Below are 26,127 nucleotides of genomic sequence, written 5' to 3'. Positions count from 1 at the left end.
GCAACCTCGCACGCGACGTGTAGTAGTTTGCCTGCGGTCGCTGCGCGTGCATCTTCCTCTCGCCCGGTCGACACGGGGCGAGGGGGCGCTCGGGCTGCAGGGGGCGGTCCGGATGCGGCAGTCGACCTGCCCCTCCCGGCCCGGAGCGCCGGGGCGGGAAGTCCGCGGCCGGGCCTCGGGCGCCGGGGCGGCGGAACAGGTGGAGGCGAGGTTTCCAGTGGTTGCGGAGGCAGGATGACGAGCACGGCGAGCGCGGACATACCGGTCGAGGCCGGTGCAGGCATACCCCCGGCGGACGGTGGTGCGCGGCCGTCGACGCTCCGGCGCCGGGCTGCCCATCCGTACGTGTGGTTCAGCTGCCTGGTGTTCGCGCTGATGGTCCCGATCTGCCTCTGGCTGCCCTGGGGCGGCGACCTCGGCGTGCACGCGGCCACCCTGGAGCGGCTCCGGGCGAGCCTGACCCATCCCGGGAACCCCATGGTCGCCGAGCAGACGCCGAGCCCGTACTACTCGCCCTGGACGGTGTCGCTCACGCTCATCGGGAGGCTGACGGGCCTGGGGACCTTCCACCTCCTGTCCGTGGGCGGCCTGATCTCGCTGCCGGTCATGGTGTCGGGTGTCTTCCGGCTCACCCGCGCCCTGACGCCGGCCCGGTGGGCGCCCGTGCTGGCGTTCCTGTGCGTGATGCTGCTGTGGGGCCCGCAGGTGTGGAGCTGGAGCGGCTTCCTGTCGCTCACCTCCTGGGCGCTGAGCCTGTCCTACCCGAGCACCATCGGCTGGGGCCTCACCCTGCACCTGTGGGCCTTCCTCCCGCTGGTGGCGCGGCGCGGCTGGCGGTGGCCGGACTGCCTCGGGCTGGGGGCGTTCGCGGCGCTGGTCCTGCTGGTGCACCAGTTCACGGGTGCGATAGCCGTCATCGGCGCGGTCGCCTTCGCCGCGGCCTCGTGGCGCTCCCTCGACCGCCGGGCCTGCCTGCGGGTGGGGTCCGGCATCGCGCTGACGGCCGTGATCCTGGCCCTGTGGCCGTACTACCGGTTCTTCTCCCTCGGCAACAGCCCGGAGATGGACGGCATCCACAAGCCGCTGTACCAGATGCTGCTCGCCCACTTCGGCTTCGCCCTCGTCGGCCTGCCCGCGCTCTACGCCCGGGCGCGCAGGCGGCTGCTCGACCCGCTGCTGCTGCTCTTCGCGGGGTGCACGGCGGTCTACCTCGCCGGCGCGGTGAGCGGGCACTGGGCCTTCGGCAGGATCCTGCCGGGGGCTCTGATCGCCCTGCAGTTCGCCGCCGCGGTCGAGGTGGCGGAGCGCGGCGGCGGCCTCCTGGTGCGGCGCGTGCTCACCCCGCTGGTGGCCTGCGGGCTCCTGGCGGGCCTGTGGGTGCAGTGCGGCACGGTCTCCTACACCGTGACCGGCTCCTCCTCGCTGACCCGCGACACCCCCGTCCCGCACCTGGACATCCTGAGCGGCTACACGTGGACGACCCCCTACGTCCGCCGCGGCGACGTGGTGATGACCGACAGCTACCACGCGCAGCGGCGCCTGCCCGCCTACGGCGGCTACGTCGTCTTCTGCCTCTTCCCCGACCCCTTCCTCAAGGACTGGTCCGTCCGGAGGGACGACACCGTGCGCTTCTTCAGCGCCTCCGCGAGCAGGGCGCAGCGTGAGGCGATCCTCCGCAAGTACCACGTCTCCTGGGTGATCGCCGCCCAGGGCGACTCCCCGCGGCGGACCCCCGGTCTCACGCACCCGGTCGCCGTCGGGCCCCACGGCGAGAGGCTGTACCGGGTCTCCGGGTACGCCCGCTGAGTCCCGGACCCCGGGCGGCCGGTCGGGTCGGTTGCGGCACCGGCAGGCCGGTCGCGTGTGCCGGGCCGAGGTCCCGGGCCGGTGCCGGGTGCGCTGTCGGGGCGCCCGGCACCGGCCGTCCGGCCGTCCGGTCAGCAGGTCGGCCGGCCGGTGGCGATGGCGGGGTTGCGGGTGCCGGGGATCCCCTCCGCGGCCTGCGACGTGCAGGTTCCGGAGGGCGGCGGCCGCCGTGCGGGGGGCCGGAGCCCCGCATCCGGGGAGCCGGTGGTGCGACGGCCGGCCCCCGGCGCCGCGCACCCCGGTATTCGGTTGCCGTCCCCTCCCGCCCGCAGTCATGATCAGCGGCATGTTCAGACGGTCCTCCAGGAAGGAACGCCCGCCGACCCGGCCCGAGCTGGCCCGGGCCTGGGAGCAGGTGGCGGCCGGCGACGTGCCGGGCGCCCTGCGGGAACTGCGGTCGTTCACGGCGCAGCCGGAGCCGGTCGGCGACGACCTGGGCGAGCTGGCCCGGGTGGTGGCGCGGGCCGCCGCGGCCTGCGGGTTCGACGACCTCGCCACGGCCGGCACGGCGCTCGCGGAGGACTCCCGCCGGCCGCGGGCCCTGTACGACTTCGGGTACGCCTGTGTGGAACGCGGCGTGTCCTACCTGGCCGTCCCGGCCCTGAGGGAGGCACTGCGGCAGGTGCCGGACGCCCGCGGGATCAGGGCCGAGCTGGTCTCCGCGCTGGAGGACGAGCACCGCCACAGCGAGGCGGTGCAGCTCCTGGCGGAGCGCGAGGACGTGCTGGAGGACTGGCCCGAGCGCTACCTGCTCGCCTGCAACGCGCTGATGGCCGGCGACCTCGACCGGGCCGCCGGAGCCTTCCGCCGCCTGGCGCCTCCACCGGACCCGTGGCCCGGGGCCCACGGCCGCCTGGGCCGGATGCTGGAGCGTGCCGAACTCGCCCGCACCGCCTCCCCGCTGGACCGTCGGGACCTGCGCGGCTGGCACTTCGCGCTCACCGGCGGCCTGCTGGGCACCCTGTCGCCGTACGGCTTCGCCGCCGGCATGACCGGCCGCTACGCCTACCTGCAGGACAGCTACGACCTGTGCCTGCAGGGCCTGCACCGGATGCGCCTCCTGCTCGACGCCACCGGCAGCCGTCCCCGGGCCGTGGCGCTGCTGCCCGACCGCGGCAGCCGCGTCCTGGGCCTGGCCGCCGCGGAGCTCCTCGGCCTGCCGAGCGAGCCCTTCGCGCCGGACCGCGCCGATACCCTGGTGGTCGCCCACGACCTCACCGGGACCGACCCCGACGCGGCGGCGCGGCTGCGCGAGCGCGCCCCCGGACAGGTCCTCTTCGAGCACGCGTCATGCTGGACCGGTCCCCCCGCCGTCACCGCGGACATCACCACCCTCCTCCACCAGACGGCCGTCGCCCCCTGGGGGGTGAGGACGCGCTTCACGGCCGAGGGGGAGGCCGAGCGCCTGCCCGCCGACGACCGGTCCGAGGCCGAGCTGGCCGCCGAGATCCTGCGCGCCGACCCCACCCCCGACCCCGGGGACGGGGAGACCTCCGCCGACCCGGAGGCCGCGCTCGCCGCCTTCGCCGCGGCCGTGCGCGACCGGTGGCTCCTCGGCCCGCGCGACCCCGCCCGCTCGCCCGGACCGGTGCCCAGCTCCCGCTTCCGGTGAGGCCTCGCACGCCCGGCCCGGACCGCGGGCCGGGCCGCCGCGGCGTCCGCCCGGCCGGAACCGACCGGACGCTGCCGACCGGACGCCGCCGACCGAACCTGCCGCCCGCCCGGCCGGGCCGCGGTTCTCCGTCGGAGCCCCGCCGAAGCCCCGAACCCGTGGCGGACCGTCCCCGCCGTCTGCGACCATCCTGCCCATGCCGACCTTCGAAGCGCCCGACGGGACCCGCCTCGCCTACCACCGCACGGGCTCGGGGGGCGACGGTCCGCTGGTCTGCATCCCCGGCGGGCCGATGATGCCGTCCGCCTACTTCGGCGACCTCGGCGGCCTGGCCGCGCAGCGGGAGCTGGTGCTGCTGGACCTGCGCGGCACGGGGGACTCCGCCCGGCCCGCCGACCCGGCCGGCTCCCGGGTGGACCGGCAGGCCGAGGACGTGGAGGCGCTGCGCACCGCCCTGGGCCTGGAGCAGCTGGACCTCCTCGGCCACTCCGTCGCCGGCGACCTCGTGCTGGCCTACGCGGCCCGCCACCCGGAGCGGGTGCGCTCGCTCGTGCTGGTCTGCGCGCGGGCCCGCACCGCGGGGATCGACTTCCCCGTCGAGCGGCGCCGCGAGGCGCTGGAGCTGCGGCGGGACGAGCCGTGGTTCGACGAGGTCGTGCCGGCCTTCGAGCGGGCGGTCGCGGGGGACGCGGACGGCGACGACTTCGCACTGCTGGACCGGCTCGCCTACGGCCGGTGGGACGCCGCTGCGCAGGCGCACGCGGCGGCGTGCGAGGAGTGGTTCGACGCGGAGGCCGCGGACGCCTACCTGGCCCCGGGCGCCTTCGACGCGGCCGGCACCGCCCGCGCGGTGCTGAGCAGGCTCGACGCGCCGGTCCTGGTGCTCTCCGGCGAACTGGACGGCTCGCCCCGCCCGGACGCCGCCGCCGAGGTCGCCGCGCTCTTCCCCCGCGGGGAGCACGTCGTCCAGGCGGGCGCGGCGCACAGCCCGTGGGTGGACGGCCCGGAGGCCTTCGCCCGCACCGTCGCGGACTTCCTGGCCCGGGTCTGAGCGGACCACGGGCCCACCGGGTGCGGGGCGGCTCCAGCCGTCGCGCCCCCGGGTCGTGGACCGCGGCCGGCAGAACCGGGCCGCTTCCGCGTCCTCCGCGCCGGCCGGGGGAGCGCGGAGGCTGCGACCGCCCGGATCGGCAGGGCTTCGACGGGCGGACGGTCGCAGCGCCGGATCAGACGAACCGGACAGCTGTGCTCAGCAGGTAGGTCGCGGCGAACAGGAGGGCCGGGCGGCGGCCGCGCGAAGCCCACAGAGCGGCGGCCCCGCTGCCGAACCAGCAGAGCTCGAGGAGGGCGCGGGCCGGTCCGTGGACGGGGTGGGTCGCGGTGGGTGCTCCGAACAGGCCCCAGGCCAGGATGAGCAGGGCCGGGGTGCCGACGGCCAGGAGCAGCCGCTTCGGCAGGCCCCCGTCGCGGGTGAAGCCCCAGTATCCCGCGGCGGCGTAGACGGCGAGCTCGACCAGGAGGGCGAGGACCGCGTCCACGCCCTCGACGGCATGCCGGATCACCGCTGCACCGGCCAGGCGGGGACCGGGTGCAGCACGGCGAGGGCTCCTGCTCCGAGGGTCGCCCCCAGGTGGCGCCGGTGCCCGCCGGGCACGGAGTCGCCGGCCTGGGCAGGACCGGCGACGAGCAGCATCGGCGCGGCGGCGGAGCGGCCGCCGTCCGGGAGCAGCGAGGCTGCCGCAGGCCCCGGCGGCAGGGCGCGGGCGGCGCAGGTCCGGGCGGCGTGGGCCCGGGCGTGGAGGCCGGTACCGGCGGTGGCCTGCTCGCCCCGGGGCAGGCCCGGCCCCGGGCGCGGCATTCCGTCGGCACGTGATCCTGCGGAGGCCGACGCGGCGGGCGCGTCGGCGAGGAGCAGGGCGGTCATGTCGTCCCCCGTAATCATTCGAGTCGTGAATGATATGGAGAAGCTATCATTCCTGCCATGACTGACGTCAAGGGAGCAGTGGAGCTCGGGTCCACCGTCGCCTACCGGCTCGGCGCCCTGGGCTCGGTGGCGGAGAGCCGCTTCGCGGCCAGGGTCGAGCCCCTCGGGATCAAGCCCAAGCACGCGGGCCTGCTGGCGGCGCTGGCCGCCGGAGGCGCACCGTCGCAGCAGGACCTCGCGGCGCGGCTCGGTGTCGCACCCAGCCTGGTGGTGTCCCTCGCGGACCACCTGGAGGCGTGCGGCGCGGTGGAGCGCACCCGGGACAGCCGGGACCGCCGCCGTCAGGTGCTCACGCTGACCCGCGAGGGCCGCGGCCTCCTCGCCCGCTGCGCGGCGGCGGCCCGGGAACTCGACGACGAGCTCACCGCAGCCATGACGGACTCTCAGGTCGCCGCCCTGCGGGAAGCGCTGGAGCTGGTGGGGAGGGGCCTCTAGGGCCGGACGGGTCCCGGCGTCCTGGCGCTGTCCCGCACCGGGAGCTCCCGGCCTCCGCCCCCGGCACGGCCTCCCCCGGGTCGGCCATGACCGGGCCCGAGCGCCGGCCCGCTCCGGGCGGGCCGCCCCGGCCCGCACGCCGGCCGGGGGCCGGCCCCGGGGATCGGAGGCCGGCCCCCGACCGACTGTGAGGGGGAGCCCCGGCCCGGGCGCCCCGGCCGAGAAGCCCCGACGCGGCGGCGTGCCCGGGGCGGCGTGCCCGGGGCGTCGGCGCGCTCAGACGGCGGTGGTGATCCGGATCGCGTCGACCACCGCCTCGGCGTTGCGCAGGGCGTCCGCCGAGGTGGCCCCCCTGGTCATCACGGAGCCCACCCGGTCCCAGGAGCTGCGCAGCTCGTGCACGGTGTCCCCGGACTCCAGGTGCAGCGAGAGCGAGAGCACGTCCGGCCGCCGGGCCGCCTCCTCGGCGCCGTCGACCGACACCACCTCGCCGGGCGCCGCCTCCATGAAGCGGACCGCGGCGCCGCCCGCCGCCCGCCGCGGCAGCGGCTCCGGGCGGCGGCCCTGCATGACGGTGTAGAACGCCCCGGCCAGGTTGATCCGGTACGCCTCCTCGATCAGCATCGGGATGCCGTCGCCGGGGAACCGGCCGGCGCACTCCACCAGGTAAGGGCGGCCGTCGCTGACGATCCACTCGCAGTGCACCATGCCGCTGCCGAAGCCGACCGCGCGCAGCACCGCCTCGGTCCGGGACACCAGCAGCCCGCTCAGGGAGGCCGGGATGCCGGCGGCCGGCACCGTGTGCCCCAGCTCGATCGGGCGCGGCCCCGGGTAGAGCAGCTTGCCGGTGACGTTGGAGAACAGCACCTCGCCCTCGCGGACCAGCAGCTCGACGCTGTACTCCTCACCGTGGACGTACTGCTCGACCAGCATCCGCAGTTCGCGCTCCCGGTCCGGCACCCGGTTGCCCTCGTCCTGGCTGGTGCACTCCGCCCAGACGGCGTCCAGGCCGTCCAGCGAGTGCAGCACCCGGGTGCCGACGGAGGCCTGCCGGTCGGCGGGCTTGAGCACCAGCGGGCCGGGGTGGGCGGCGGCGAACTCCCGCACCCCGTCCGGGGAGGCGACCTCCCGGGACGCCGGGTTGAGGATGCCGGCGGCCCGGGTGACCCGGCGCAGCAGCGACTTGTCCCGCATGACCTGGGCCGCCCCGGACCCCGCCCCCGGCAGGCCGTACCGCTCGGCCAGCCGGGCCGCGAACGGCGTGGCGTACTCGACCAGCGGGGCCACCACGGCCGGGTCGAGGTCGGGGTGGGCGGCGAAGAACTCGTCCGCCGCGGCGGGGAGCTGGTACTCCCACTCGATCAGCCCGCGCAGCATCGCGGCGCCCTCGAGGGCGTTCTTGACGTCGCACTTGCGGATCACGTCCGGCTCGTCGACGACGATCACCGAGCCGGGGGCGAACTCCTTGATGAAGGGGAGGACGTTGACGTAGCCGACGATGATCCAGGGCCGCTCGGTCATGGTGCTTCTCCTGATACCGGGACGAAGGGAGGGGTCAGTGGCGGATCTCGAGCGTGCAGCACTTGACGCTGCCGCCCGCCTTGAGCAGCTCGGACAGGTCCACGTGGTGGGTGCGGAAGCCGTGGGAGCGGAGCCTGGCCGCCAGGCCGGCGGCGGGCTCGGGGAGGATGACGTTGCACCCGTCGGAGACCAGGTTGAGCCCGAAGACCAGGGCGTCCTCCTCGTCCGCGAGGACGGCGTCCGGGAACAGGCCCTCCAGCACCTCGAGGCTCTCCGCGTCGAAGGCGCCCGGGTAGTACACGACCTCGTCGTCGTCGAGCGCGGCCAGCGCGGTGTCCAGGTGGTAGAAGCGCGGGTCGACCAGTCTCAGGCCGACCACCGGGCGGCCGAACAGGGCCTCGGCCTCGGCCTGCGAGCGGGGGTCGGAGCGGAAGCCGTTGCCGGCCAGGACCGCTCTGCCGGTCGTCACGTAGTCGCCCTCGCCCTCGCTCGTGAAGGCGGCCCGGACCACGTCCGTGTACCCCTGCTCCCGGAACCACTCGGCCCAGAGCCCGGCCTCGGCCCGGCGCTCGGGGTGGCGGAACCTGGAGACCAGGACCTTGCCGTCCACCACGAGCGCGCCGTTCGCGGCGAACACCATGTCCGGCAGCCCGGGGGCGGCGTCGATGGTCTGGACGTAGTGGCCGAGCTCGACGAACAGGGTGCGCAGGCTCTCCCACTGGGCGACGGCCAGGGCCCGGTCGGTGGGCTTCCCGGGGTCCATCCACGGGTTGATGCTGTAGCTGACCTCGAAGTGGTCGGGGCGGCACATCACGTAGTTCCGGATGCGCGCCTGGCGCCGGGCCGGGGCGGCCTCGGGTGCGAGGAGTTCGGTCACGGGGGAGTCCTTCCGGGGTGTGGGGGGCCGCGGTCCGGGCGTGCGGAGCCGGGACCGGGAGCGGGAGCGGGGGCGGGGCCGGGGCGCGAGGGCCGGGACGGGGGCGGGTCCTCCGGGGTCAGCCGGTGATCCCGAGGCTGAGCGGGAAGCTCGGCCTGCCGCCCAGGAGGTGGGCGCCGGCGGACTGCAGGATCCTGTCCTGGGCCACCACGTGCTGGCACATCGTCATGGTGTCGCGGAGCCACCGGTCGAGCGGGCTGGGCTTGTAGATCGACGCGGTCTGCATCAGGTCGTAGAGCCGCATCACCACGGAGCGGGCGGTGCGGAAGGCGTGCAGCCGGGAGAGGGGGAGCGCGGCGCGCTCCTCGGGGGTGAGGTCGTCGAGGGTGCCGCCCGCCTCCAGCACCTCCCACTGGCGCCGCATCGCGCCGTAGACCGCGCTGCGGGTGGCGTTGAAGTCGGCCTCGCACTCGGCCAGGGTGACCTGCACCCGCCAGGTGTCCGCCCAGCCGCCCCCGCCGGCGGGGGACTTGGCCACCACCTGGGCGCGCACCCAGTCCAGCGCGGCCCGGGCGACGCCGAGCGGGACACCGGGCATGTTGCGCATGTGCACCTCGGGCTGGGCCAGCGGGCCCTCGCCGTTGCGGACCGTGCCGAAGGTGAGCGTCCGCCCCTCGGGGACGAACACGTCGTGGATCGCGTAGTCGCAGCTGCCGCTGCCGGAGAGGCCGGTGGTGTTCCAGGTGTCGATGATCTCGACGTCCGCCTGCGGCACCATCAGCAGGAGGGAGTCGTGCGCGCCGTCGGCCAGGAGGGGTTCGCCGTCCTCGTAGAGGAAGGCGCCGGAGATCACCCAGTCCGCGTGGGTGATGCCGCTGCCGAACTGCCACCGTCCGGACAGGCGGTAGCCGCCGTCCACCCGTTCGGCCCGGCCGGTGGGGAAGAGCAGGCCGGCGGTGGCCGTGTCCAGCCGGGGGAACATCTCCTTGGCCACCGTCTCGTCGAGGAACGAGGCGTAGAGGCCGGAGTCCATCCCGATCATCACGGCCCAGCCGGCCGAGGAGTCGCCGTAGGCCAGGGCCTCGACCACCTCGGTCTGCTCGGCCGAGGTCAGCTCCGGACCGCCCCACGCCTTGCTGAAGCCCATCCGGAACGCGCCGGTGGAGCGGACCAGCTCGACCACGTCGGCGGGCAGGCGCCGGTTCTGCTCGATCTCGGCCGCGCGCTCCCGCAGCTGCGGGGCCAGCGCCTTCGCGGCGGCGAGGATCTCGGCTGCGGTGTTGGGGACCGCCCGGGTGTGCGTCATGTCAGGACTCCTTGGTCGCGGCGGTCGCCAGCGGGTGGAAGCTGCCGTGCAGGAAGAGCAGGGGGGGCTGGTGGTCGCGGACGCCGGTGGAGACCACCTCGCCGATCACCATCGTGTGGTCGCCGAGGTCGAAGCTGTCCCAGAGCACGCACTCCAGGCTGCTCTGCGCGTCCAGCATCAGGGCCCCGGTGGCCGGTCCGGGGTTGGCCCGGAGGGCGGCGACCGCCTCGGCGCGGTCGTCGCGGCCCCGGGCGAGCCGGCGGGCCAGCGGCTCGGCGCCGCTGTCCAGGATGGAGACCGCCCACTTCCCGGTCTCGAGCAGATCGCCCAGGAACTGGGAGTCGCGGTGCAGCGAGAGCGAGACCAGCGGCGGGTCGAGCGACACCGAGGTCAGCGAGTTGAGCGTCACCGCGTCGTGGCGGCGGAGGCCCTCGCGGTCCGCGTAGGTCGTGGCGACGCAGACGCCGGTGGCGAAGTTGCGCATCGCGCCGCGCAGATCTGGTGACATGACGGCTCCTCCTCGGGGCTAGACGGCCTGGCTGAAGGTGAAGACCCGCTCGGGGTCGTAGCGCTGCTTGACCTCGCGGAGCCGGTCCAGGTTGGGGCCGAAGTAGGCGGCCTGGGCCTCGGACAGGTCGGGGTCGGCGAAGTTGACGTACGAGGCGTCCCGGGCGTGCTCGCCCATCGCGGCGTGCAGGCCGGTCAGCCACTCGAGGTTGGCCCGGCGCACCTCCTCCGGGTCCTCGGCGGACCAGGACGTGTCCATGGAGACGAGGAAGAGCACGTCCCGGTGGGGGAAGGCGGTCTCGGTGACGGGCACCCGGTTGATGGCGCCGCCCCAGGTGAACAGGGCGACGCCGGCCCCGTCCGGATTGCTGCTGCCGGGCCACTTGCGCAGGGCGGTCAGGACGGTGTCCACGCCGGCCTCGGTGAGCGGCTCGCCGACGGTCCGGGTGCGGACCGCGAACGGGTCCCCCGACGTCTCGTGGCGCAGGTAGTCCTTGGCCTCCCAGTAGCCGCGGTCCTCGATGTCCACCGTGGACGGCGAGCCGACCTCCAGCGCGGGCGCCAGCAGTCCGCGGAGCTCCGAGGCCGGGCCCAGGTGCTGGCCGATCACCGAGACGGTCCCGTCGTCGTGCCCGGACCGGTTCACGCCGATCCGGGCGGCGAACCGGTCCGGCGCGTCCCGCATGATCCGCTGCATCACCGGCAGCACCGCCTCGGCGTCGTCCAGGGGCCACAGCACGAGGCAGGTGGAGCCGGCGACCGTCGGCCGGGCCTGGAAGGTGAAGGAGGTGTTGACCCCGAAGTTGCCGCCGCCGCCGCCCCGGCAGGCCCAGAACAGGTCGGCGTGGTCGGTCTCGTTGCACGTGACCAGCGTGCCGTCGGCGAGCACGACCTCGGTCTCCACCAGGGAGTCGCAGGTGAGGCCGAACGCCCGGGAGACCGCGGTCACGCCGCCGCCGAGGGTGAGGCCGCCGATGCCGACCTCGTCCGAGTTGCCGAGCGGCACCGCCAGGTCGTGGCGCTGGAGCTCGGCGTACAGCTCGCCCGAGCGGACCCCGCCGGCGACCGTGACCAGCTCCCGCTCGCGGTCCACCGTGATGGTGTCCAGACCGTGCAGGTCGAGCACCAGTCCGGTGGTGGCGGCCTGGCCGGCGTAGCTGTGGCCGCCGCCGCGGGCCACCACCGGCAGCCCCTGCGCCCGGGCCCAGGCGATCCCCCGGGAGACGTCCGCGACGCTCGCCACCGAGAGCACCCCGGCCGGGCGGATGTCCGCGTAGCGCCTGTTGAACGCGCTGCTGGCCTCGTCGAAGCCGGGATCCCCCGGCAGCCGCACCGTTCCGTCGACCTGCCCGCGCAGGCCCTGCCAGTCGGTCATCCCGTTTCCTCAGCTTCCGTGACCTCCGCCAGGTACGAGACGCCGGTCTCGGCGTGCGGCCCGTACCGCTCCCACTCCTCGCGGAGCAGCAGACCGCCGCCGGCCCCCTGCTCCGGGGTGTTGACGCTGCGTCCGGCGATCACGTCGCCGCCGTCCAGCACCATCGTGTAGACGAGCCGCAGGGTGCCGTCCGGACCGCAGACCCCGTTCACGCTCCCCCGGCGGACCGGGCCGCCGGCGAAGTCCGCCCAGACCAGGTCGCCCTCCTGGTGGTAGCGGGCCGTCACCCCGTCCGTGGAGGCCGCCTTCCGGAACCGGCGGCCGTCGTAGTCGATGGTCATCCGTCCACGTCCAGCAGTCCGGCGGGCATCTCCAGCCGCGCGGCCACGTCCTTGCGCTCCAGCGGCTCCGCGTCCAGTCCGACGGCCGCGACGGCGTCGGCGAGGCGCTCCCGGCAGGTCTCCCGGTCCTCGCCGGTGCAGACCACGAAGGAGTGCCGGGCCAGGTACCCGCCGGGCGGGAGCCGCAGCTCGGTGCCCGGCTCGACCATCGGCGAGGCGGTCACCAGCCCCGGCAGGCCGGTCGGCACGCGCACCTCGCGGACGGTGGCGTCCTCCGGCGGGTAGCCGAAGCGGATGCCCGCGACCCCGTGCCGGGTGAAGGAGGTGTCCGGGCGGTGCCCGGCCGCGACCTCCACCAGCAGCTCGCCGGGGTCGATCCCGGTGGCGATCCGGCCGAGGAAGGGGATCAGGTCCCCGCCGAGCCGGCCGTTGATCTCGATGATCACCGGGCCGAGGGAGGTGAGCCTGACCTCGGTGTGGGTCAGCCCGTTCTCGACGCCGAGCACCTCGTGCGCCTTGGTCAGGACGTCGATCAGCCGCTGGTCCTGCAGCAGCGGGTCGGCCGCGTCCACGACATGGCCCACCTCCTCGAAGTACGGGTGGAGCCCGGTCTCCTTGCGGGCCACGAACATCGCCCGGTACTCGCCCCGGTGCACCACGCCGTCGACGCTGATCTCGGGGCCGACGGCGTATCCCTCCACGATCGCCCCGCCCCGGAACGGCTCGTCCCCGACCAGGCTGGCGTTCGAGGCGACCAGGTAGGCCTGGTCCAGCTGCGTCTCGTCCTCGGCGAGGACGACGCCCATCGAGGCGCCCAGCGCCCGCGGCTTGACGACCACCGGGTACCCGATCCGGGCGGCCGCCTCGCGGGCCTGCTCCGGCGTGTCGGCCAGCTCGAAACCGGGCTGGGGGAGGCCGGCGGCGGTCAGCGCCGACCGGGTCCGGTGCTTGTCCCGGCAGCCCTGCACCCCGGCCAGCCCCAGGCCCGGGACCCCGAACTCGGCGGCCAGCTCGGCGGCCGGCATCACCAGCGGCTCGTCGTAGCAGAACAGCCCGACCACGGTCCGGCGGCCCGCGATCTCCCGGGCGGCGGCGCGGAGCTCCTCGTGGTCGAACACGTTGACCACGGTGATCTCGTCGAAGTGGTCCTGCTGCCAGGTGGGCCTGAGGTTGTTGACCAGGACCAGCTTGAGGTCCAGCTCGGCCGCCCGGCGGGCGGCGGACTCGATCAGGTACTCGCGGTACACCTTGAGCCCGCTGCCGATCACCAGCAGCACGCGGTCCTCGGTGGTCATATCGTCTCCCCTCGGAAGTCTGTGGTCAGTGCCTCGAGAATCCGTTCGGCGACCAGCGGTGCGGTCCGGAAGCCGTCGCCCCCGCTGGCCGTCCGGGCCCAGGTGCTCGGGCCGATCCGGACGAGGTGGGCGGCGCCCGTCTCGGCGTCCACCAGGTAGTGGCAGCGCTTCACCGCGATCACGGAGTAGCGGTCGGGGTCGGTCAGGAACCGCTCGGCGAGCACCTGCTCCGCCCACCGGCGCTCCTCCACCGCGGAGCCGGTGGTGACCGCGTCCGCCTCCCGGCAGACGGAGGCCGAGCTCACCTTGAGCAGCGTCCCGTCGCCCGGTGGCAGCAGCCAGGCCAGGCCCGAGGTGCCGATCCGGCCGATGCCCGGGGTGTTCTCCCAGGCCGAGGCCAGCTGCTCCGGCGGCTTGAGGTAGACCAGGGTCTGCCGGTGCAGCACCATCGGCAGGTCGACCAGGTCCTTCGACCAGGGGCCGGTGGCGATCAGGGTCAGGTCGGCGTCCAGGAACTCCGCGTCGGGCAGGTACACCCGGCCGGTCTCCGGGTCCACCGCCTTGACCTGCTGCCAGGGGCGGAGCGTCACGTTCGGCTGCTCGTTCAGCCAGCGGACGAGCACCTGGAGCGCGTGGTCGGCGAGCAGGACGCCGCCGTGGCGCTCCAGCACCCCGACCGTGCCCTCGGGGAACCGGACGTGGGGCACGGTGGCCGGGTCGACCAGGCCCACCGGGAGGTCGGCGGCGGCCGCGGCGTCCATCACCGCGTCCACCTCCCCGGCCGACCAGGCGGTGATCATGCCCACCCGGCGGTAGAACTTGGATCCGGTCAGGGCCTCCAGCGCCATCCAGCGGCGGTGCGCCACCGCCACCCGCCGGGAGGCGGCGAGGTCGGCCAGGTCGAGTGCGCGGACGGCCCGGTGCTGGTCGAAGGAGGTGGAGCCGGGGTTGGGGATGGCGTCCCGGTCCAGCACGGTGACGCGGTGCCCGGCCAGCGCGCACCGCACCGCCGAGAGCAGTCCGGTCACCCCCGCGCCGACCACCACGACCCGTCGCGCGTCGGTGGGCATCTCACACCGCCCCGCCGTCCAGCCGCGGCAGTTCCCTCACCGTGATCCCGGTCGTCCGGTCGCCCCGTCCCAGCCGGGTGCCGACCCCGGCCTGCTCGGCGAGGTCGATCAGGATCGGGGCGGCGTTGCGCAGCACCGTCTCCACCTGGTGGCAGAAGTCGCCCGCCTCCGCGTCGGACACCTCCCAGCGGTCCAGCCGGCCCAGCTGCTCGGCCAGCGTCTCCGCCGCCCGGCCGAGGCTGAAGGAGTCGAGCCCGTAGGCGGCGGCGAACCGCTCGGTGATCCGGTCGGCGGCCTCGCGGGAGGCGGCGGAGACCGGCAGGGTCTGCCCGGCCCACCGCCCGGCCTTCGCGGCCACCCGGTTCCACGGCTCGACCAGCCGGGCCCCGGTGACGGCGGCGACCGCCGCCCAGCCGAAGTTGGTGCGCTGGTGCTCCGGACTGGTGGCGGCCAGGTGGTAGCGGCCGACGTCCCGCGGCAGCCGGTCCGCGAGCTCCTGCCCCCAGACCAGGTGGCCCCGGCTGGTGGAGAACTTCTGGTGCTCCAGCTCGTAGAACTCGTTGGTGACGAACCGGGCCGGCAGGGCGTACCGGTCGTGCAGGGCGAGCAGCATGGCCGCCCCGGCGACGGCGAACGGGAAGGTGTTGTCGAAGCCGAGGAAGTAGACGACCTCGGTCCCGGACTCCGGCCACCAGAGCTGGTCGTCGGCCGACAGCACCTCGCCGCGCGCCTCGGCGGACAGGGCGGTGGTGTAGACGGACCAGGCCATCGTCTCGGCGTTGGGGTTGATGCACTGCCCGGCGGTCTCGGGGAACGGGGCGGGGATGCCCCAGGAGACCGGGTAGGTGACCGGGAAGTCCGGCAGCGGACGGGCGAGCATCTCCGCGACGGCCTGGGCCATGTGCGGCCGCAGCGCGGCGCCGGACTCCGCGAAGTACGCCTGCAGCCGCTCCCGGTACTCCTCCAGCGGCAGCACCAGGACCGGGACCTCGCGCAGCTCCAGGACCTCCTCGGGGTTCTCCGTGGAGCGGGGGTCGATCAGGTCGCCGGCCGCCAGCGGGTGGCCGCAGCTCTCGCAGAGCCCGGCGCAGCCCTCCGCCAGGCAGTTCGGGCAGCCGCCCCGGACGAAGCCGTCGACCAGGTACTCCCCGGTGCCGGGCGCGTAGGGGAACCGGGTGGGCCGCAGGACCAGCCGCCCCTCGTCGTGGAGCCGGCCCATGAACCTCAGCACCTGCTTGGTGAAGCGCTCCTCGTCCCGGGTGAAGCCGTCCACCGCGATGCCCATCGCGGCGAGCGTGGACTCGATCCTGGCGGTGGAGTCGGCGACCAGGGCCTCGGGGGTGGTGCCCAGCCGGCGGGCGGTGGTGACCACGAAGGTGGAGGTGTCCTGGGCTCCGGTGCCGAGGACGGCCTCCCGGCCGACGGCGCGCTGGTAGCGGGTGAAGACGTCGGCGGCCAGGAACGGGCCGGCCAGGTGGCCGAGGTGCAGGTCGCCGTTGGCGGTCGGGGCGGGTGAGATCACCGCCACACGCTTGCTCATGCCGTGCTCCCCTTCTGGTGGCGGGTCAGGAAGGTCACCGACATGTCGGCGTCCCACCAGATCCCGTAGTACTCGAAGTCCGCGGAGGAGGCGTTGACCACCTTGTGGGTGCAGCCCGGCGGCAGGTGGACGATGTCGCCGGCGGCGAACTCGTGCTCGACGCCGTCCACCACCAGGGCGGCGCTGCCGCTCATCGCGATGAAGATCTCGTACTCGTGGTGGTCGTGCGGGGTGGACTCCCCGCCGGCCCGGACCACGCACCACGCTCCCTCGAAGGGGGCGTTCAGCGCGTCCCAGGGCTGCAGGCGTTCGCCCTCGATGCCGTAGGCGGGGGTCAGGTTGGCTCGGTCCAGACGGCGGATCTCCATCAGCGGGCACCCGCCGTCGCGGCGACGCTGCGGCGGTCCAGCAGGTCGGTGGTGATCTCCTGCGACCGCTGCGCGAGCACGCTCAGCAGCGAGTCGGATATGCCGTGGGTGGCCTCGTTGAAGCCCTGCAGGTAGAGGCCGGCGCGGGCGTCCTCGCCGAGGTCCACCCGGTAGCGGCGGTTCACCTCGATCCGCTCCAGGCCCACCTGGTCGGCCAGGCCCCGGACCATCGCGGGCATGCGCTGGTCGTAGCCGGTGCCGAGCAGGACCAGGTCGCAGCGGAGCGCCTCCACCCGGCCGGTCTTGCGGTCGCGCAGCTCCAGGACCACCTCGCCGTCCTCCTCGCGGGCGGCGAGCACCTCGGTCATCGGCCGGACGGCGGAGCGCTGCGAACCCGTCAGCTTCTGCTCGTAGAGCATCAGGTAGGTCTCGTCCAGGAACGGTGCGGCCAGGCCGGCGTAGTTGGTCAGGCGGACCTCGTCCAGGATCTGCCGGCGCGCCTCCGGGGGGCTCGCGTGGAACTCGTCGATGAAGGACGGGAAGAAGAGCTCGTTCACGAACTTGCTGGTCTGGTAGTTCATCAGGCCGACCGAGCGGTGCACCAGGGTCGGCTGGCTGAGCGGCAGGTCCTGGTGGACCGAGACGAACATCTCGGCGGCGCTCTGCGCGGCGCCGATCACCACCACCCGCACCGGGCGGTCGATCGGGTACTGGGCGATCCGGGTGGAGTACTGGGAGCTGTGGATCACCCGGTCGTGCGGCAGGCCGGCGAACTCCGCGGGGACGTGGGCGTCGCGGCCGGTGCCGACCACCAGGTCGCGGGTGTCCACCGTGTCGCCGTCGGCGAGGGTCGCGCGCCAGCCGGTCACGGTGCCGTCGTCGGCCCTGCGCGGGGCGACGCTCCGCACCCCGGCGTTGTAGCGGACCCCCACGTGGTCGAAGGAGTTGGCCACCCACTGGAGGTACTCGGAGATCTCCCGGCGGAAGGGGTTGAAGGTGCCGAGGTTGACGAACTCGTCCAGCCGGCCCTTGGCGTGCAGGAAGGAGAGGAAGGAGAAACGGCTCCGGGGGTTGCGCAGGGTCACCAGGTCCTTGACGAAGGAGACCTGGCTCCGGGCGAACGGCAGCAGCAGGTTGCGCTGCCACTGCACGTCCGGGTGCTGCTCCAGGACCAGGGTGTCGGCCGCCAGGCCGGTGGCGCCGGACTCCTCGATCGCCACCGCCAGGGCCAGGTTGGACGGGCCGGCGCCGATCGCCAGGACCTCGACCTCGTGGTTGGTCATGTTCTGCCACCTCGCTACTCGTCCTACCGCCCGTTCGAGCGAGCAGGTGAACGGCCCGTGCTGCTGTTCGGACCCGTTCGGTAGGACGAGTACACCGAGGGCGGCTGTTGATCGACAGGCTTGTCCGGAGCGGACAATCAACCTGCGGGGGAGCGGGGTTGACCGGCAGGTCAGGTCAGCTGCCGGACACCGGCCCCGGGCCGGATCCGGGGGAACGGCACGGAGCGGCGGGGCAGCAGGTTGTGGGCCGGATCGCGGTCCGCGACGAAGGCCCGCGCCAGCGGGTCGAGCCGGTACGCGCCGAGCCGCTCGGTGGGCCGGAGCATGCCCGCCTCGACCAACTCGTCGATCAAATGGTCGGCCCCGGCCAGGATCGACTCGTCGGCCCGCAGCTCCGGCTGCGGCAGGTCCGCCAGCCGGTCGAGCAGGTCGGAGGCGGGGTCGCCGAGCTGGACGTGGGCCGAGTTGAGGACCTCGCGCAGGGAGAGGTCGCCGACGCTCAGCCAGTCCAGCAGCGCCGCGGGCCGGTCCAGCCGGTTGACGGCCCAGCGCAGCGAGGTCTCGGGGTGGGCGAGCAGTCTGCGGGTGGCGATGTCCAGGGCCAGCGGCAGGTCGCCGCAGAGCTCGGCCAGCCGGTCGGCGCTCACCGGGTCGGCCTGGGCGCGCTCCGGCAGCCTCCGGACGATCAGCGCGACCGAGTCGGCCCGGCGGAGCGGCTCCAGCCGGACCCGGTGCACGTCGCGCAGGCCGAGCAGCGAGGAGCGGCCGACCACGATGGTGGTGCTGGTCGCCGAGTCGGCCAGCAGCGGGCGGACCTGCCGCTCGCAGTGCACGTTCTCCAGCAGCACGAGCACCCTGCGCCGGGCGATCAGCGAACGGTAGAGCCCGGCCCGCTGGTCCGCCGCCGCCGGGATCTGCCCGGGGGGCACCCCCAGGGCCGCGAGGAACTCGGCGAGCAGGCCCGACACGTCGTACCCGCCCGCGGGCACCGGGCCCACGTCGGCGTAGAGCTGGCCGTCCACCATGGCCGGGGCCAGGTTGTGCGCGTGGTGCAGGGCCAGGTCGCTCTTGCCGACGCCGACCGGACCGCTGATCACCACCGGACCGGCCGGGGCCGAGGCGAGCCGGGCCAGCTCCTCGCCGCGGCCGACCGACCCCTGCGGACGGGGCGGCAGCTGGAACGGCTTCGGCAGCGCCGGCGCGGCGGCCCGCGGCGCCTGGTGCACCGCCCGGGCCGCCGGCTCCCGGGGTGCCGACCCCCGCGCCGCCGGCTCCTGTGCCGCCGACGGCCCGGGCGGCGCGGCCGGGCGCGGCGGCACCGCCGGTATGCCGCTGCCGGCCGCCGCCAGCCAGCGCCGGCGCCATTCCTCCCGGTCGCCGCCGCAGGCGGCCACGTACGCCAGCGCGACCTGCAGCGTGGGCAGCCGGTGCCCGTTGGCCGCGCTGGACAGCACCGAGGCCGAGTACATGGCGGTTGCGGCCATGTCCCGGTACGTCGGGCTGCCGGCCTCGATCCGTAGGCGGCGCAGGCGGCTCGCGAACTCCGCGACCGCTCCGCCCGATGCGTCCACTGGTTTCTCCGGCCTGCCCATTCCCATCCCCTGATCTCTCGTATGCATCGCGGATGTTTCGTGTACACGTGGAGACATGGGGAGCGGGCCGGTCCGATGTCTCCGGCCGACCCGCACCCCGTGTCCGGGCATCTCCTCGGGCTGCGGGGCTCCCCCCGCACGCCTCAGCGGCTGAAGCTGCCGTTCAGCGCGCCGAAGTCGAGCGCGCCGGCCAGCTCGTCGTACGTGCCCCTGTCGACCAGCTCGGCGGCGGCCCGCCGGGCCAGCGTGTAGGCGGCCTGGGCGACGGCGGTGCCGACGCTGACCCGGCGCACGCCGGCCGCCTCGAACTCGGCCACCGTCGGCGCGCCGGGACCGGCCATCACGTTGACCGGCAGCGGCTGGCCCTTCACCAGCTCGGCGATCACCGCGAGGTCGAGCAGGCCCGGCACGAACAGGCTGTCCGCCCCGGCCTCGGCGTAGACGGCCGCGCGGGCCAGCACGTCGGCCTGCCGCCCCTCGGGCGCGCCGATCTGGAAGAGGAACACGTCGGTCCGCAGGTTGACCACCAGCTCCGGGAGTCCGGCCTCCTCCGCCGCCCGCCGGGCGGCGCGGATCCTGGCGGCCTGCTCCTCGGCCGTGAAGAGCGTGCCGTCCGGCCTGGAGTCCTCGAGGTTCACGCCGACCGCGCCGGCCTCGACCACGGCGGTGACGGTCGCCGCCACGTCCTCGGGCGCGGGCCCGTACCCGCCCTCGATGTCGGCGGTCACCGGCACCTCCACGGTGTCGGCGATCCGGCGCACCAGGGCGGCCATCTCGTCCCGGGTGAGCGCCTGCTGGTCCGGCTTCCCCGCCGACCAGGCCACGCCGCCGCTGGTGGTGGCGATGGCCCGGGCGCCGCCCTGGGCGATGAGCGCCGCGCTGCCGGCGTCCCAGGCGTTCGGGAGCACCAGCACGCCCTTCTCGTGCAGTTCGCGGAGGAGGACGGCCTTGGCCTGCTGACTGTGCGCCATGACGGCACCTTTCATGGAGGGGTGTTGAACCGACATACTTCTGGAGCGGGGAGAAAACGGTCCACGCGGTCACGCGGACTCCGTCACGTTGCGGCCCGCCGCCCGCCGCACGCGGCCCGCGGCCGGTCCGGGGGACCGGGGTGGCGCCTCCGGTGGAGCCGGGGGAGGCGCCACCTCCGGAGCGGAACGGGACGGCCCGGGTGCGGTGGGGCGGGCGGACGGTCAGGCGAGCGCGGGCTCCTCGAGCCGGGTCTCCTGGACCGCCGGACGCCTCGTCCCCACGGACAGGAGCGCCGCGCCGACGCTGAGGGCGCCCGCGACGTACCACGCGGGCGCGTAGGTGCCGAAGCTGTCCCGCGTGATGCCGGCCACGGTGGCGGCGGAGGCGGCGCCGAGCTGGTGCGCGGCGAAGATCCAGCCGAACACGATCGGGGCGGACATCCCGAAGTGCTCCCGGCACAGGGCGACCGTCGGCGGCACGGTGGCGATGAAGTCCATGCCGTAGAAGACGACGAACACGACCATGAAGCCGGTGACCTGCTTGTCGAACAGCTGGGGCAGGACCAGCAGCGACAGGCCGCGGAGCACGTAGTAGGCGGCCAGCAGGACCCGCGAGTCGTAGCGGTCGCTGAGCCAGCCGGACAGGACCGTGCCGATGAGGTCGAAGATCCCGATCATGGCGAGCAGGCCGGCGGCGGTGACCGTCGGCATGCCGTGGTCGTGGGCGGCGGGGATGAAGTGGGTGTTGACCAGGCCGTTGCTGGTGGCGCCGCAGATCGCGAACGCGGTCGAGAGGAACCAGAACGTCCTGGTGCGGGCGGCGCTCTTCAGGCCGTCGACGGCGAGCCGCGCCGCGTTGCCGGTGGCGGGCGGCGCGGGCACGACCTCGTCCGCCCCGTACGGCGGGATCCCGAGGTCGGCGGGGTGCTCCCGGAAGAACAGCAGCACGAGCGGCACCGTGGCGAGGGCCACCAGGGACACCACGATCGCGGCGGTCCGCCAGCCGCCCGGCGCCTCGGAGAGCTTCGCCACCAGCGGCAGGAACACCAGCGAGCCGGTCGCGCCGCCCGCCGAGAGCAGGCCGGTGACCAGCCCCTGGCGCTTGACGAACCAGCGGGTGCCGATCGTGGCGACGAAGCCCAGGGAGATGGAGCCGGCGCCCAGGCCGACCAGCACGCCCCAGAGCATCACGAGCTGCCAGGACGCGGTCATGAAGACGGTCAGTCCGCTGCCGAGGGCGATCAGCGTCATGGCGCCCGCGGTCACCTTGCGCACGCCGAAGCGCTCCATCAGCGCGGAGGCGAACGGCGCGGTGACGCCGTAGAGGGCGAGGTTGACGGACATGGCGAAGCCGATGGTCCCGGTGGACCATCCGAACTCGCGTTGCAGCGGCTCCACCAGGGCGCCGGGGGTCGCCCGGAACCCAGCCGCCGCGACCAGTGCGACGAATCCGATGGCCGCGATCATCCACGGCCAGACGTGCTTGTGACGAATCATCTGCCCAGCGTGATCGATGCCGCACCGGCCCGGGAAGCGGAGCGGGGACACCCTGTCAGGTCCGCTGCGGCCGCCGGTCCGCCGGGGCGCTCAGCCGCCGACCGTGAGCTGCCGCGCCGACGTCGCCTCGTCGATGTCGGACGAGCGCACGGTCACCGCGACCGTCCAGTCGCCCGCCGGCGCGAGCCGGACGGCACCCGACCAGCGTCCGGCGCCGTCCCGCCGGAGCGCCGGCCGCAGCGGCCCGAGGTCCCGGGCGGGCAGCGTGAAGGCCAGGCGGACCTCCGGCTCGTCCGCCGGCCCCCCGCCCGCCTCGGCCAGCCGCAGCCGGACGGTCCAGCCCCCGGCCGCCGCCGGGACGAGGACCACCGTCGCCGTGCCCCTGGCGTTCGCGGTCCGGCCGCCCGTGTCGAACGGGATCCTCAGCGTGGCGGTCCGGCCCGGGGCGGCGTCGGCGGCCGGCGCGGCCGTGCTGCGCGGGGCGGACCCGCCCGCCGCGGACGCCGTCCGCCCGGGCGGTGAGGAGGTGAGCACCGTGGTCACCGCGAGCACCACCACGGCCACGGCCGACTCCGCCAGGACGGAGCGCCGCAGGCCCGCCCGCGCGGACCCGCCCTCCCGCGCCTCCGCGCCGGTCCGCAGGCGGGCGAGGCGGGACCGGGAGACCCACGCCGCCGCGACCATGAGGGCCACGCATCCGATCTTGACCAGCAGCAGCCGCCCGTACCCGGTGCCGGACAGGGCGCCCCAGGAGCCCACCTCGCGCCAGGACCGGTACAGCCCCGTCAGGACCAGCACCGTCACCGAGACGAGGGCCACCCGGGAGAAGCGCTCCACCGCCGCGGGCACGATCCCCTGGCGGAGCCCGGCCGCCAGCGTCGCCAGACCGCCCAGCCAGGCCGCCATCGCCAGCAGGTGCAGTGCGGTCACCGGCAGGGCCAGCCAGACCTGGGCGCCCTCGGAGGAGTGGTCCGTCACGACCCAGGTCGCCGACAGCCCGACCGCCAGCGCCAGTCCGGCCGTGCCGAGCCGTGACCGGGACCGCCCGGCCGCCTCGGTCCCGGGCCGGCCCAGCTGCCCCACGAGCAGCACCAGGAACACGCCGCCCGCCGCGAGCAGCAGCAGCCTGGCCGCCAGCGCGAGGTAGATCCGCTCGTCCACGGGGACGTGGACGTGCGCCGACGCGGGATCCGCCGACGGCGCGATCCCGCCGCCCTGTTCGTACGGGCCGCGCAGCATCATCAGCACCACGGTGGAGCCCAGCAGGCCGATCCAGCCGGCCGCCAGCAGCCGCTGCACCTGCGGGACGGACGCGCCGGCCGGCCAGCAGACCAGGACGAATGCCACCGCCCCCGCCAGCAGGGCGAACGCGGCGTACGCGACCGCGCGTCCGGTGCCGTACAGGAAGGCGACCAGGCCGTCCGTCCGGGGGCCCCGGAGCGCCGCGGCCGGGACGGAGCCGGCCGACGGCGCCCCGACGGAGAACGTGAAGGCGCCGCCGAGCGGGTGCGAGTCCTCGGAGACCACCCGCCAGGCCACCGTGTAGGTGCCGTCGGCGAGTCCGCCGCGCAGGGCGACCCGCACGGTGTCGGCCCGGCCGCCGGGGTGCCCCGGGGCGCCCGCGTCGACCCGCCCGCCCGCCGGGTCGAAGACCCGGAGGGAGTCGGCGGGCAGCGTCACCCCCTCGCCGAAGGTGAGCGTGACGGCGGACGGCGGCCTCGGCACCACCGACTCCTGCGCCGGGCCGGTGGAGACGAGCGCCGCGTGCGCGGACGCCGTGCCCGCCCCGCCGAGCACGCCCAGCACGGCCGCGAGCACCGCGACCAGCGCCCCGACGGCCCGGCGCACCCGCACGGATCCCGTGGTCATACCTGACTGCTCCCCCGTCGGTGGACGACCGGCCCGTCCGGCTCCCCCGCGGGGGACGGCGACGAGCCCTGCCCGTGGACGGGCGCCCGCAGCCGGTCCGCGGTCCCGGGTGCCGACGGGCCCTGACATGATGACAGCCGCCCCGCCGGCGGGTTGTCCAGCGTCAGGGCGGTGCAGCGGATCCCGCCGCCGCCCTTGGCCAGTTCGGACGTGCCGAGTTCGACCACCTCCAGGCCGCGGTCGCGCAGGGCGGCGGCCAGCCGCGGTGCGCCCCGGGTCATGGTCACGGTGGTCCCGTCGCTGACGAGGTTCAGCGCGAACCGCGCCGCCTCCTCGGCGGACACCTCGACCAGGTCGGGCCCGAGCCTGCGCAGGGTCCGCTGACTGCGTGCCTCGAGGGCCTCCGGGCAGTACGCCAGGATGTCCGGGGAGACGACGCCGACGGCCAGGTCGAGGTCGTACCAGCGGGGGCCCGCCGTGCGCAGCGGCACCACCTCGTAGTCCAGCTCGCGGGCGAGCAGCGGGAGCATCCGCACGTCGGTGCGCTGGCCGTACGCCGCCAGCAGCAGGTCGCCGCAGGCCAGCGCGTCGCCCTGGCCGCTGAAGGCGTGGGGCGCCCCGACGACCTCGAACCCCCGGTCGGCCAGCCACTCCCGGAAGTACGGCACCTCGTTCCTCCGCTCGGGCGGCGGGCAGCCCAGGACGGCCCGGTCGCCGCGGACCACGGCGGCGTTGGCGGTGAACACCATGTCCGGGCACTCCGGTGCGGACGGCAGGTACTCGACCTTGCGGCCGGCCGTGAGGTGCGCGGCCACGATCGCCTGGTGCTCGGCGAGCGCCGCCTCGGTGTCGGGCTGGACCGCGGTGTCCATGTAGGGGTTGATCGCGTAGTCGACCCGGAAGTGGCTCGCGTCGGAGACAAGGAGTTCGCTGTTCACGGTGCCCTCACTCTGATGGTCTGCTGGAGCCCGCCCGGCCGGGCGGGCCCGGGGCGGAGCCAGTCCGGGGTGTCGTCCGGCCCGGCCGCGGCGACGCCGCACGCACCGGGCCCGCGGACCGGGCCGGGCCGGACCTCGCGCGGCCCCGCCGGCCGGGCCGACGGCGGACTCCGGTACCGGATCGGGACGATCGGCGTCCGCGTCGACCGAGTCCACCAGCGCGTCGGATTGATCGCGAGCCCCGGACGGCAGGAGCAATCAAGTCCGCGACGGGGTGCGTCCGTCCGCCGCCGGGGTATTTCCCGCACACACGCGGAACCGCCTCCGGACCTGACGGAGTCCGCCCCGGACTTTCGGCGAAGGGCCGCCGGCGGGTGGGGAGTCGCGGAGGATTCGCGCCGCCCGTTCCGGACGGCTCCGGAATGCCCCGGACAACCCCGGATTCCGGCGGGCGGCGGAGTTCCGGGGACCTGACGAAGTTGACCGCCGCGCGTTGTCCGCCCGGTCCCGCGACAGCACACTCGGCGAAGGCCGTCCGCCGGTGCGGCGCGGACGGCGGCCCGGCGTCCGGACACGCCCTCTCCGAGACGGTGAACCCCTCACGACCACGGAGGTCCCTGGTGACCAGCGACGCGATCGCGACCCGACCGGCCGCAGCCGGGCCCGCCCTCCCGGAGGGCCGGGACGGGCTCCGGAGGGCGCTTCCCGCACGGCAGCAGCCGCAGTGGGAGGACCTCGACCTCCTGGCCGAGGTCACCTTCGACCTCGCCGACCGGCCGGGTCTCGTCACCGCCGGGGAGACGGCCGAACTGCGCGGCCTGCTGGCCGGGGTGGCGGCCGGCCGGTTCCACGTGGTCCAGGCGGGGGACTGCGCCGAGGACCCCGCCGAGTGCGGGTCCGGACACGTCGCCCGCAAGGCGGCGCTGCTCGAGGCGCTGGCCGGGGTGATGTCCATGAACACCCTGCTGCCCACGCTCAGGGTCGGCCGGATGGCGGGCCAGTTCGCCAAGCCGCGCTCCCGCCCCACCGAGGTGGTGGACGGGGTGGAGCTGCCGGTCTACCGGGGCCACATGGTCAACGGCCCGGAGCCGGACGCGCGGCTGCGGCGCCCGGATCCGCGGCGGCTGCTGTCGGGCTACGAGGCGGCCGGCCGGGCCGTGGAGGCGCTGCGGAGCCGGACCGCCCTGCAGCCCCCGGCCCTCGCCACCCCGGTGTGGACCAGCCATGAGGCGCTGCTGCTGGACTATGAGGTGCCGCTGGTCCGCTCGGACGACAGCGGCCGGCGCTACCTCGCCTCGACCCACTGGCCCTGGATCGGCTACCGCACCAACCAGGTGGACGGCGCCCACGTGGCGCTGCTGGCGTCGGTGGCCAACCCGGTGGCCTCCAAGGTCGGGCCGGGCACGGCGACCGGCGACCTGCTGGCCCTGTGCGAACGGCTCGACCCCGACCGCGAGCCGGGCCGGCTCACGCTGATCGCCAGGATGGGCGCGGACGCGGTCGCCGGGCGGCTGCCGGCCATGGCCGCAGCCGTGCGCGACGCCGGGCACCCGGTCGTCTGGCTGTCGGACCCGATGCACGGCAACACGGTCGGCGGGCCGGGCGGCCTCAAGACCAGGCTCGTGGAGACCGTGGTCCGCGAGGTGAGGGAATTCCAGAACGCGATCGGCGACGCCGGCGCGGTCGCCGGCGGCCTGCACCTCGAGACCACGCCCGACGACGTCTCCGAATGCGTCCACGACGGACGGTCCGTGGAAAGCCTCGGGGACCGGTACACGAGTCTCTGCGACCCGCGGCTGAATCCGGCGCAGGCCCTGGAGGTCGCCGCCGCCTGGCGGGGCCGGCCGCTCCCGCGGTGACGGGCGCCGCTTTCCGATGGT

Annotated in this window: 23 protein-coding genes; 5 read left to right on the top strand and 18 right to left on the bottom strand. The window is 75.2% G+C overall.

Features of this window, described 5'->3' with window-relative positions; all coding sequences use genetic code 11:
* Nucleotides 1-345: 345 nt before the first annotated feature.
* From ACFY07_RS23555 to ACFY07_RS23545, 3 genes are all read left to right on the top strand, one after another.
* Nucleotides 346-1,806, top strand: a complete 1,461-nt coding sequence (locus tag ACFY07_RS23555; RefSeq protein WP_390871365.1) for a hypothetical protein — start codon at nucleotides 346-348, stop codon at nucleotides 1,804-1,806.
* Between the two features lie 346 nt (nucleotides 1,807-2,152).
* Nucleotides 2,153-3,478, top strand: a complete 1,326-nt coding sequence (locus tag ACFY07_RS23550; RefSeq protein ID WP_390871363.1) for a hypothetical protein — start codon at nucleotides 2,153-2,155, stop codon at nucleotides 3,476-3,478.
* Nucleotides 3,479-3,674: 196 nt separating this feature from the next.
* Complete coding sequence (locus ACFY07_RS23545) at nucleotides 3,675-4,529, top strand: alpha/beta fold hydrolase (RefSeq protein ID WP_390871361.1); 855 nt, start codon at nucleotides 3,675-3,677, stop codon at nucleotides 4,527-4,529.
* A 175-nt stretch (nucleotides 4,530-4,704) separates the two neighbouring features.
* On the opposite strand, the gene ACFY07_RS23540 is transcribed toward ACFY07_RS23545, so the two are convergent.
* Nucleotides 4,705-5,040: a YrdB family protein gene (locus ACFY07_RS23540; protein ID WP_390871360.1), complete on the bottom strand. Its 336-nt coding sequence runs from the start codon at nucleotides 5,038-5,040 to the stop codon at nucleotides 4,705-4,707.
* Nucleotides 5,037-5,402 carry a hypothetical protein gene (locus tag ACFY07_RS23535; RefSeq protein WP_390871358.1) on the bottom strand — a complete coding sequence of 122 codons (366 nt, stop codon included), beginning with the start codon at nucleotides 5,400-5,402 and terminating at the stop codon, nucleotides 5,037-5,039. The genes ACFY07_RS23540 and ACFY07_RS23535 overlap by 4 nt, the downstream gene beginning before the upstream one ends.
* 57 nt (nucleotides 5,403-5,459) lie before the next feature.
* Between ACFY07_RS23535 and ACFY07_RS23530 the strand changes: the two genes are divergently transcribed.
* Nucleotides 5,460-5,897 (top strand): MarR family transcriptional regulator, encoded by a 438-nt coding sequence (locus ACFY07_RS23530; RefSeq protein ID WP_390871356.1) that lies wholly within the window; start codon nucleotides 5,460-5,462, stop codon nucleotides 5,895-5,897.
* Between the two features lie 276 nt (nucleotides 5,898-6,173).
* Here the strand turns inward: ACFY07_RS23530 and ACFY07_RS23525 are convergent, their stop codons facing one another.
* The 16 genes from ACFY07_RS23525 to ACFY07_RS23450 form a co-directional block, all read right to left on the bottom strand.
* Nucleotides 6,174-7,418: an ATP-grasp domain-containing protein gene (locus ACFY07_RS23525; RefSeq protein WP_390871355.1), complete on the bottom strand. Its 1,245-nt coding sequence runs from the start codon at nucleotides 7,416-7,418 to the stop codon at nucleotides 6,174-6,176.
* 34 nt (nucleotides 7,419-7,452) lie between these two features.
* Complete coding sequence (ddaH, locus tag ACFY07_RS23520) at nucleotides 7,453-8,295, bottom strand: dimethylargininase (protein WP_390871353.1); 843 nt, start codon at nucleotides 8,293-8,295, stop codon at nucleotides 7,453-7,455.
* A 118-nt stretch (nucleotides 8,296-8,413) separates the two neighbouring features.
* On the bottom strand, nucleotides 8,414-9,601 hold the full coding sequence (locus ACFY07_RS23515; RefSeq protein ID WP_390871351.1) for an acyl-CoA dehydrogenase family protein: 1,188 nt from the start codon (nucleotides 9,599-9,601) through the stop codon (nucleotides 8,414-8,416).
* 1 nt (nucleotide 9,602) lies between these two features.
* Nucleotides 9,603-10,109: a flavin reductase family protein gene (locus ACFY07_RS23510; protein WP_230654322.1), complete on the bottom strand. Its 507-nt coding sequence runs from the start codon at nucleotides 10,107-10,109 to the stop codon at nucleotides 9,603-9,605.
* A gap of 18 nt (nucleotides 10,110-10,127) precedes the next feature.
* A complete protein-coding gene (locus tag ACFY07_RS23505) occupies nucleotides 10,128-11,483 on the bottom strand; it encodes an FAD-binding oxidoreductase (protein ID WP_390871349.1) in 1,356 nt (451 codons plus the stop codon).
* On the bottom strand, nucleotides 11,480-11,824 hold the full coding sequence (locus ACFY07_RS23500) for a hypothetical protein (protein ID WP_390871347.1): 345 nt from the start codon (nucleotides 11,822-11,824) through the stop codon (nucleotides 11,480-11,482). The genes ACFY07_RS23505 and ACFY07_RS23500 overlap by 4 nt, the downstream gene beginning before the upstream one ends.
* On the bottom strand, nucleotides 11,821-13,119 hold the full coding sequence (locus ACFY07_RS23495) for an ATP-grasp domain-containing protein (RefSeq protein ID WP_390871345.1): 1,299 nt from the start codon (nucleotides 13,117-13,119) through the stop codon (nucleotides 11,821-11,823). Before ACFY07_RS23495 ends, ACFY07_RS23500 begins: the two co-directional genes overlap by 4 nt.
* The gene (locus ACFY07_RS23490; protein WP_390871343.1) at nucleotides 13,116-14,189 is read right to left on the bottom strand and encodes an FAD-dependent oxidoreductase; all 1,074 of its coding nucleotides are present in this window, start codon (nucleotides 14,187-14,189) and stop codon (nucleotides 13,116-13,118) included. The genes ACFY07_RS23495 and ACFY07_RS23490 overlap by 4 nt, the downstream gene beginning before the upstream one ends.
* 1 nt (nucleotide 14,190) lies before the next feature.
* Entirely contained in the window at nucleotides 14,191-15,729 is a 1,539-nt protein-coding gene (locus tag ACFY07_RS23485; protein ID WP_390871341.1) for a class I tRNA ligase family protein, read from the bottom strand.
* Nucleotides 15,726-16,097: a cupin domain-containing protein gene (locus tag ACFY07_RS23480; RefSeq protein ID WP_230654310.1), complete on the bottom strand. Its 372-nt coding sequence runs from the start codon at nucleotides 16,095-16,097 to the stop codon at nucleotides 15,726-15,728. The genes ACFY07_RS23485 and ACFY07_RS23480 overlap by 4 nt, the downstream gene beginning before the upstream one ends.
* A complete protein-coding gene (locus ACFY07_RS23475; protein WP_390871339.1) occupies nucleotides 16,097-17,380 on the bottom strand; it encodes a lysine N(6)-hydroxylase/L-ornithine N(5)-oxygenase family protein in 1,284 nt (427 codons plus the stop codon). The genes ACFY07_RS23480 and ACFY07_RS23475 overlap by 1 nt, the downstream gene beginning before the upstream one ends.
* Nucleotides 17,381-17,550: 170 nt before the next feature.
* On the bottom strand, nucleotides 17,551-18,951 hold the full coding sequence (locus ACFY07_RS23470; protein WP_390871338.1) for an XRE family transcriptional regulator: 1,401 nt from the start codon (nucleotides 18,949-18,951) through the stop codon (nucleotides 17,551-17,553).
* A 164-nt stretch (nucleotides 18,952-19,115) separates the two neighbouring features.
* Nucleotides 19,116-19,943, bottom strand: coding sequence for an isocitrate lyase/phosphoenolpyruvate mutase family protein (locus ACFY07_RS23465; RefSeq protein WP_390871336.1), 828 nt, complete (start codon nucleotides 19,941-19,943; stop codon nucleotides 19,116-19,118).
* Between the two features lie 222 nt (nucleotides 19,944-20,165).
* Nucleotides 20,166-21,440, bottom strand: coding sequence for an MFS transporter (locus tag ACFY07_RS23460; protein ID WP_390871334.1), 1,275 nt, complete (start codon nucleotides 21,438-21,440; stop codon nucleotides 20,166-20,168).
* Between the two features lie 90 nt (nucleotides 21,441-21,530).
* Nucleotides 21,531-23,309: a copper resistance protein CopC gene (locus ACFY07_RS23455; protein WP_390871332.1), complete on the bottom strand. Its 1,779-nt coding sequence runs from the start codon at nucleotides 23,307-23,309 to the stop codon at nucleotides 21,531-21,533.
* Nucleotides 23,306-24,247 (bottom strand): dimethylarginine dimethylaminohydrolase family protein, encoded by a 942-nt coding sequence (locus ACFY07_RS23450; protein ID WP_390871329.1) that lies wholly within the window; start codon nucleotides 24,245-24,247, stop codon nucleotides 23,306-23,308. Before ACFY07_RS23450 ends, ACFY07_RS23455 begins: the two co-directional genes overlap by 4 nt.
* A 620-nt stretch (nucleotides 24,248-24,867) precedes the next feature.
* Here ACFY07_RS23450 and ACFY07_RS23445 point away from each other — a divergent pair.
* Nucleotides 24,868-26,106 (top strand): 3-deoxy-7-phosphoheptulonate synthase, encoded by a 1,239-nt coding sequence (locus ACFY07_RS23445; RefSeq protein WP_390871327.1) that lies wholly within the window; start codon nucleotides 24,868-24,870, stop codon nucleotides 26,104-26,106.
* Nucleotides 26,107-26,127 lie beyond the last annotated feature (21 nt).

This window comes from Streptomyces sp. NPDC001380, from assembly GCF_042895785.1.
Taxonomy (GTDB): domain Bacteria; phylum Actinomycetota; class Actinomycetes; order Streptomycetales; family Streptomycetaceae; genus Peterkaempfera.
This window is presented reverse-complemented; position numbering and strand designations above follow the sequence as displayed.

Excerpts from the sequence above, each read along its gene's own strand:
- ACFY07_RS23550 (WP_390871363.1), top strand. The coding sequence starts at position 2,153 with ATGTTCAGACGGTCCTCCAGGAAGGAACGCCCGCCGACCCGGCCCGAG.
- ACFY07_RS23545 (WP_390871361.1), top strand. The coding sequence starts at position 3,675 with ATGCCGACCTTCGAAGCGCCCGACGGGACCCGCCTCGCCTACCACCGC.
- ACFY07_RS23535 (WP_390871358.1), bottom strand. The coding sequence starts at position 5,402 with ATGACCGCCCTGCTCCTCGCCGACGCGCCCGCCGCGTCGGCCTCCGCA.
- ACFY07_RS23530 (WP_390871356.1), top strand. The coding sequence starts at position 5,460 with ATGACTGACGTCAAGGGAGCAGTGGAGCTCGGGTCCACCGTCGCCTAC.
- ACFY07_RS23525 (WP_390871355.1), bottom strand. The coding sequence starts at position 7,418 with ATGACCGAGCGGCCCTGGATCATCGTCGGCTACGTCAACGTCCTCCCC.
- ACFY07_RS23515 (WP_390871351.1), bottom strand. The coding sequence starts at position 9,601 with ATGACGCACACCCGGGCGGTCCCCAACACCGCAGCCGAGATCCTCGCC.
- ACFY07_RS23510 (WP_230654322.1), bottom strand. The coding sequence starts at position 10,109 with ATGTCACCAGATCTGCGCGGCGCGATGCGCAACTTCGCCACCGGCGTC.
- ACFY07_RS23505 (WP_390871349.1), bottom strand. The coding sequence starts at position 11,483 with ATGACCGACTGGCAGGGCCTGCGCGGGCAGGTCGACGGAACGGTGCGG.
- ACFY07_RS23500 (WP_390871347.1), bottom strand. The coding sequence starts at position 11,824 with ATGACCATCGACTACGACGGCCGCCGGTTCCGGAAGGCGGCCTCCACG.
- ACFY07_RS23495 (WP_390871345.1), bottom strand. The coding sequence starts at position 13,119 with ATGACCACCGAGGACCGCGTGCTGCTGGTGATCGGCAGCGGGCTCAAG.
- ACFY07_RS23490 (WP_390871343.1), bottom strand. The coding sequence starts at position 14,189 with ATGCCCACCGACGCGCGACGGGTCGTGGTGGTCGGCGCGGGGGTGACC.
- ACFY07_RS23485 (WP_390871341.1), bottom strand. The coding sequence starts at position 15,729 with ATGAGCAAGCGTGTGGCGGTGATCTCACCCGCCCCGACCGCCAACGGC.
- ACFY07_RS23480 (WP_230654310.1), bottom strand. The coding sequence starts at position 16,097 with ATGGAGATCCGCCGTCTGGACCGAGCCAACCTGACCCCCGCCTACGGC.
- ACFY07_RS23475 (WP_390871339.1), bottom strand. The coding sequence starts at position 17,380 with ATGACCAACCACGAGGTCGAGGTCCTGGCGATCGGCGCCGGCCCGTCC.
- ACFY07_RS23465 (WP_390871336.1), bottom strand. The coding sequence starts at position 19,943 with ATGGCGCACAGTCAGCAGGCCAAGGCCGTCCTCCTCCGCGAACTGCAC.
- ACFY07_RS23460 (WP_390871334.1), bottom strand. The coding sequence starts at position 21,440 with ATGATTCGTCACAAGCACGTCTGGCCGTGGATGATCGCGGCCATCGGA.
- ACFY07_RS23455 (WP_390871332.1), bottom strand. The coding sequence starts at position 23,309 with ATGACCACGGGATCCGTGCGGGTGCGCCGGGCCGTCGGGGCGCTGGTC.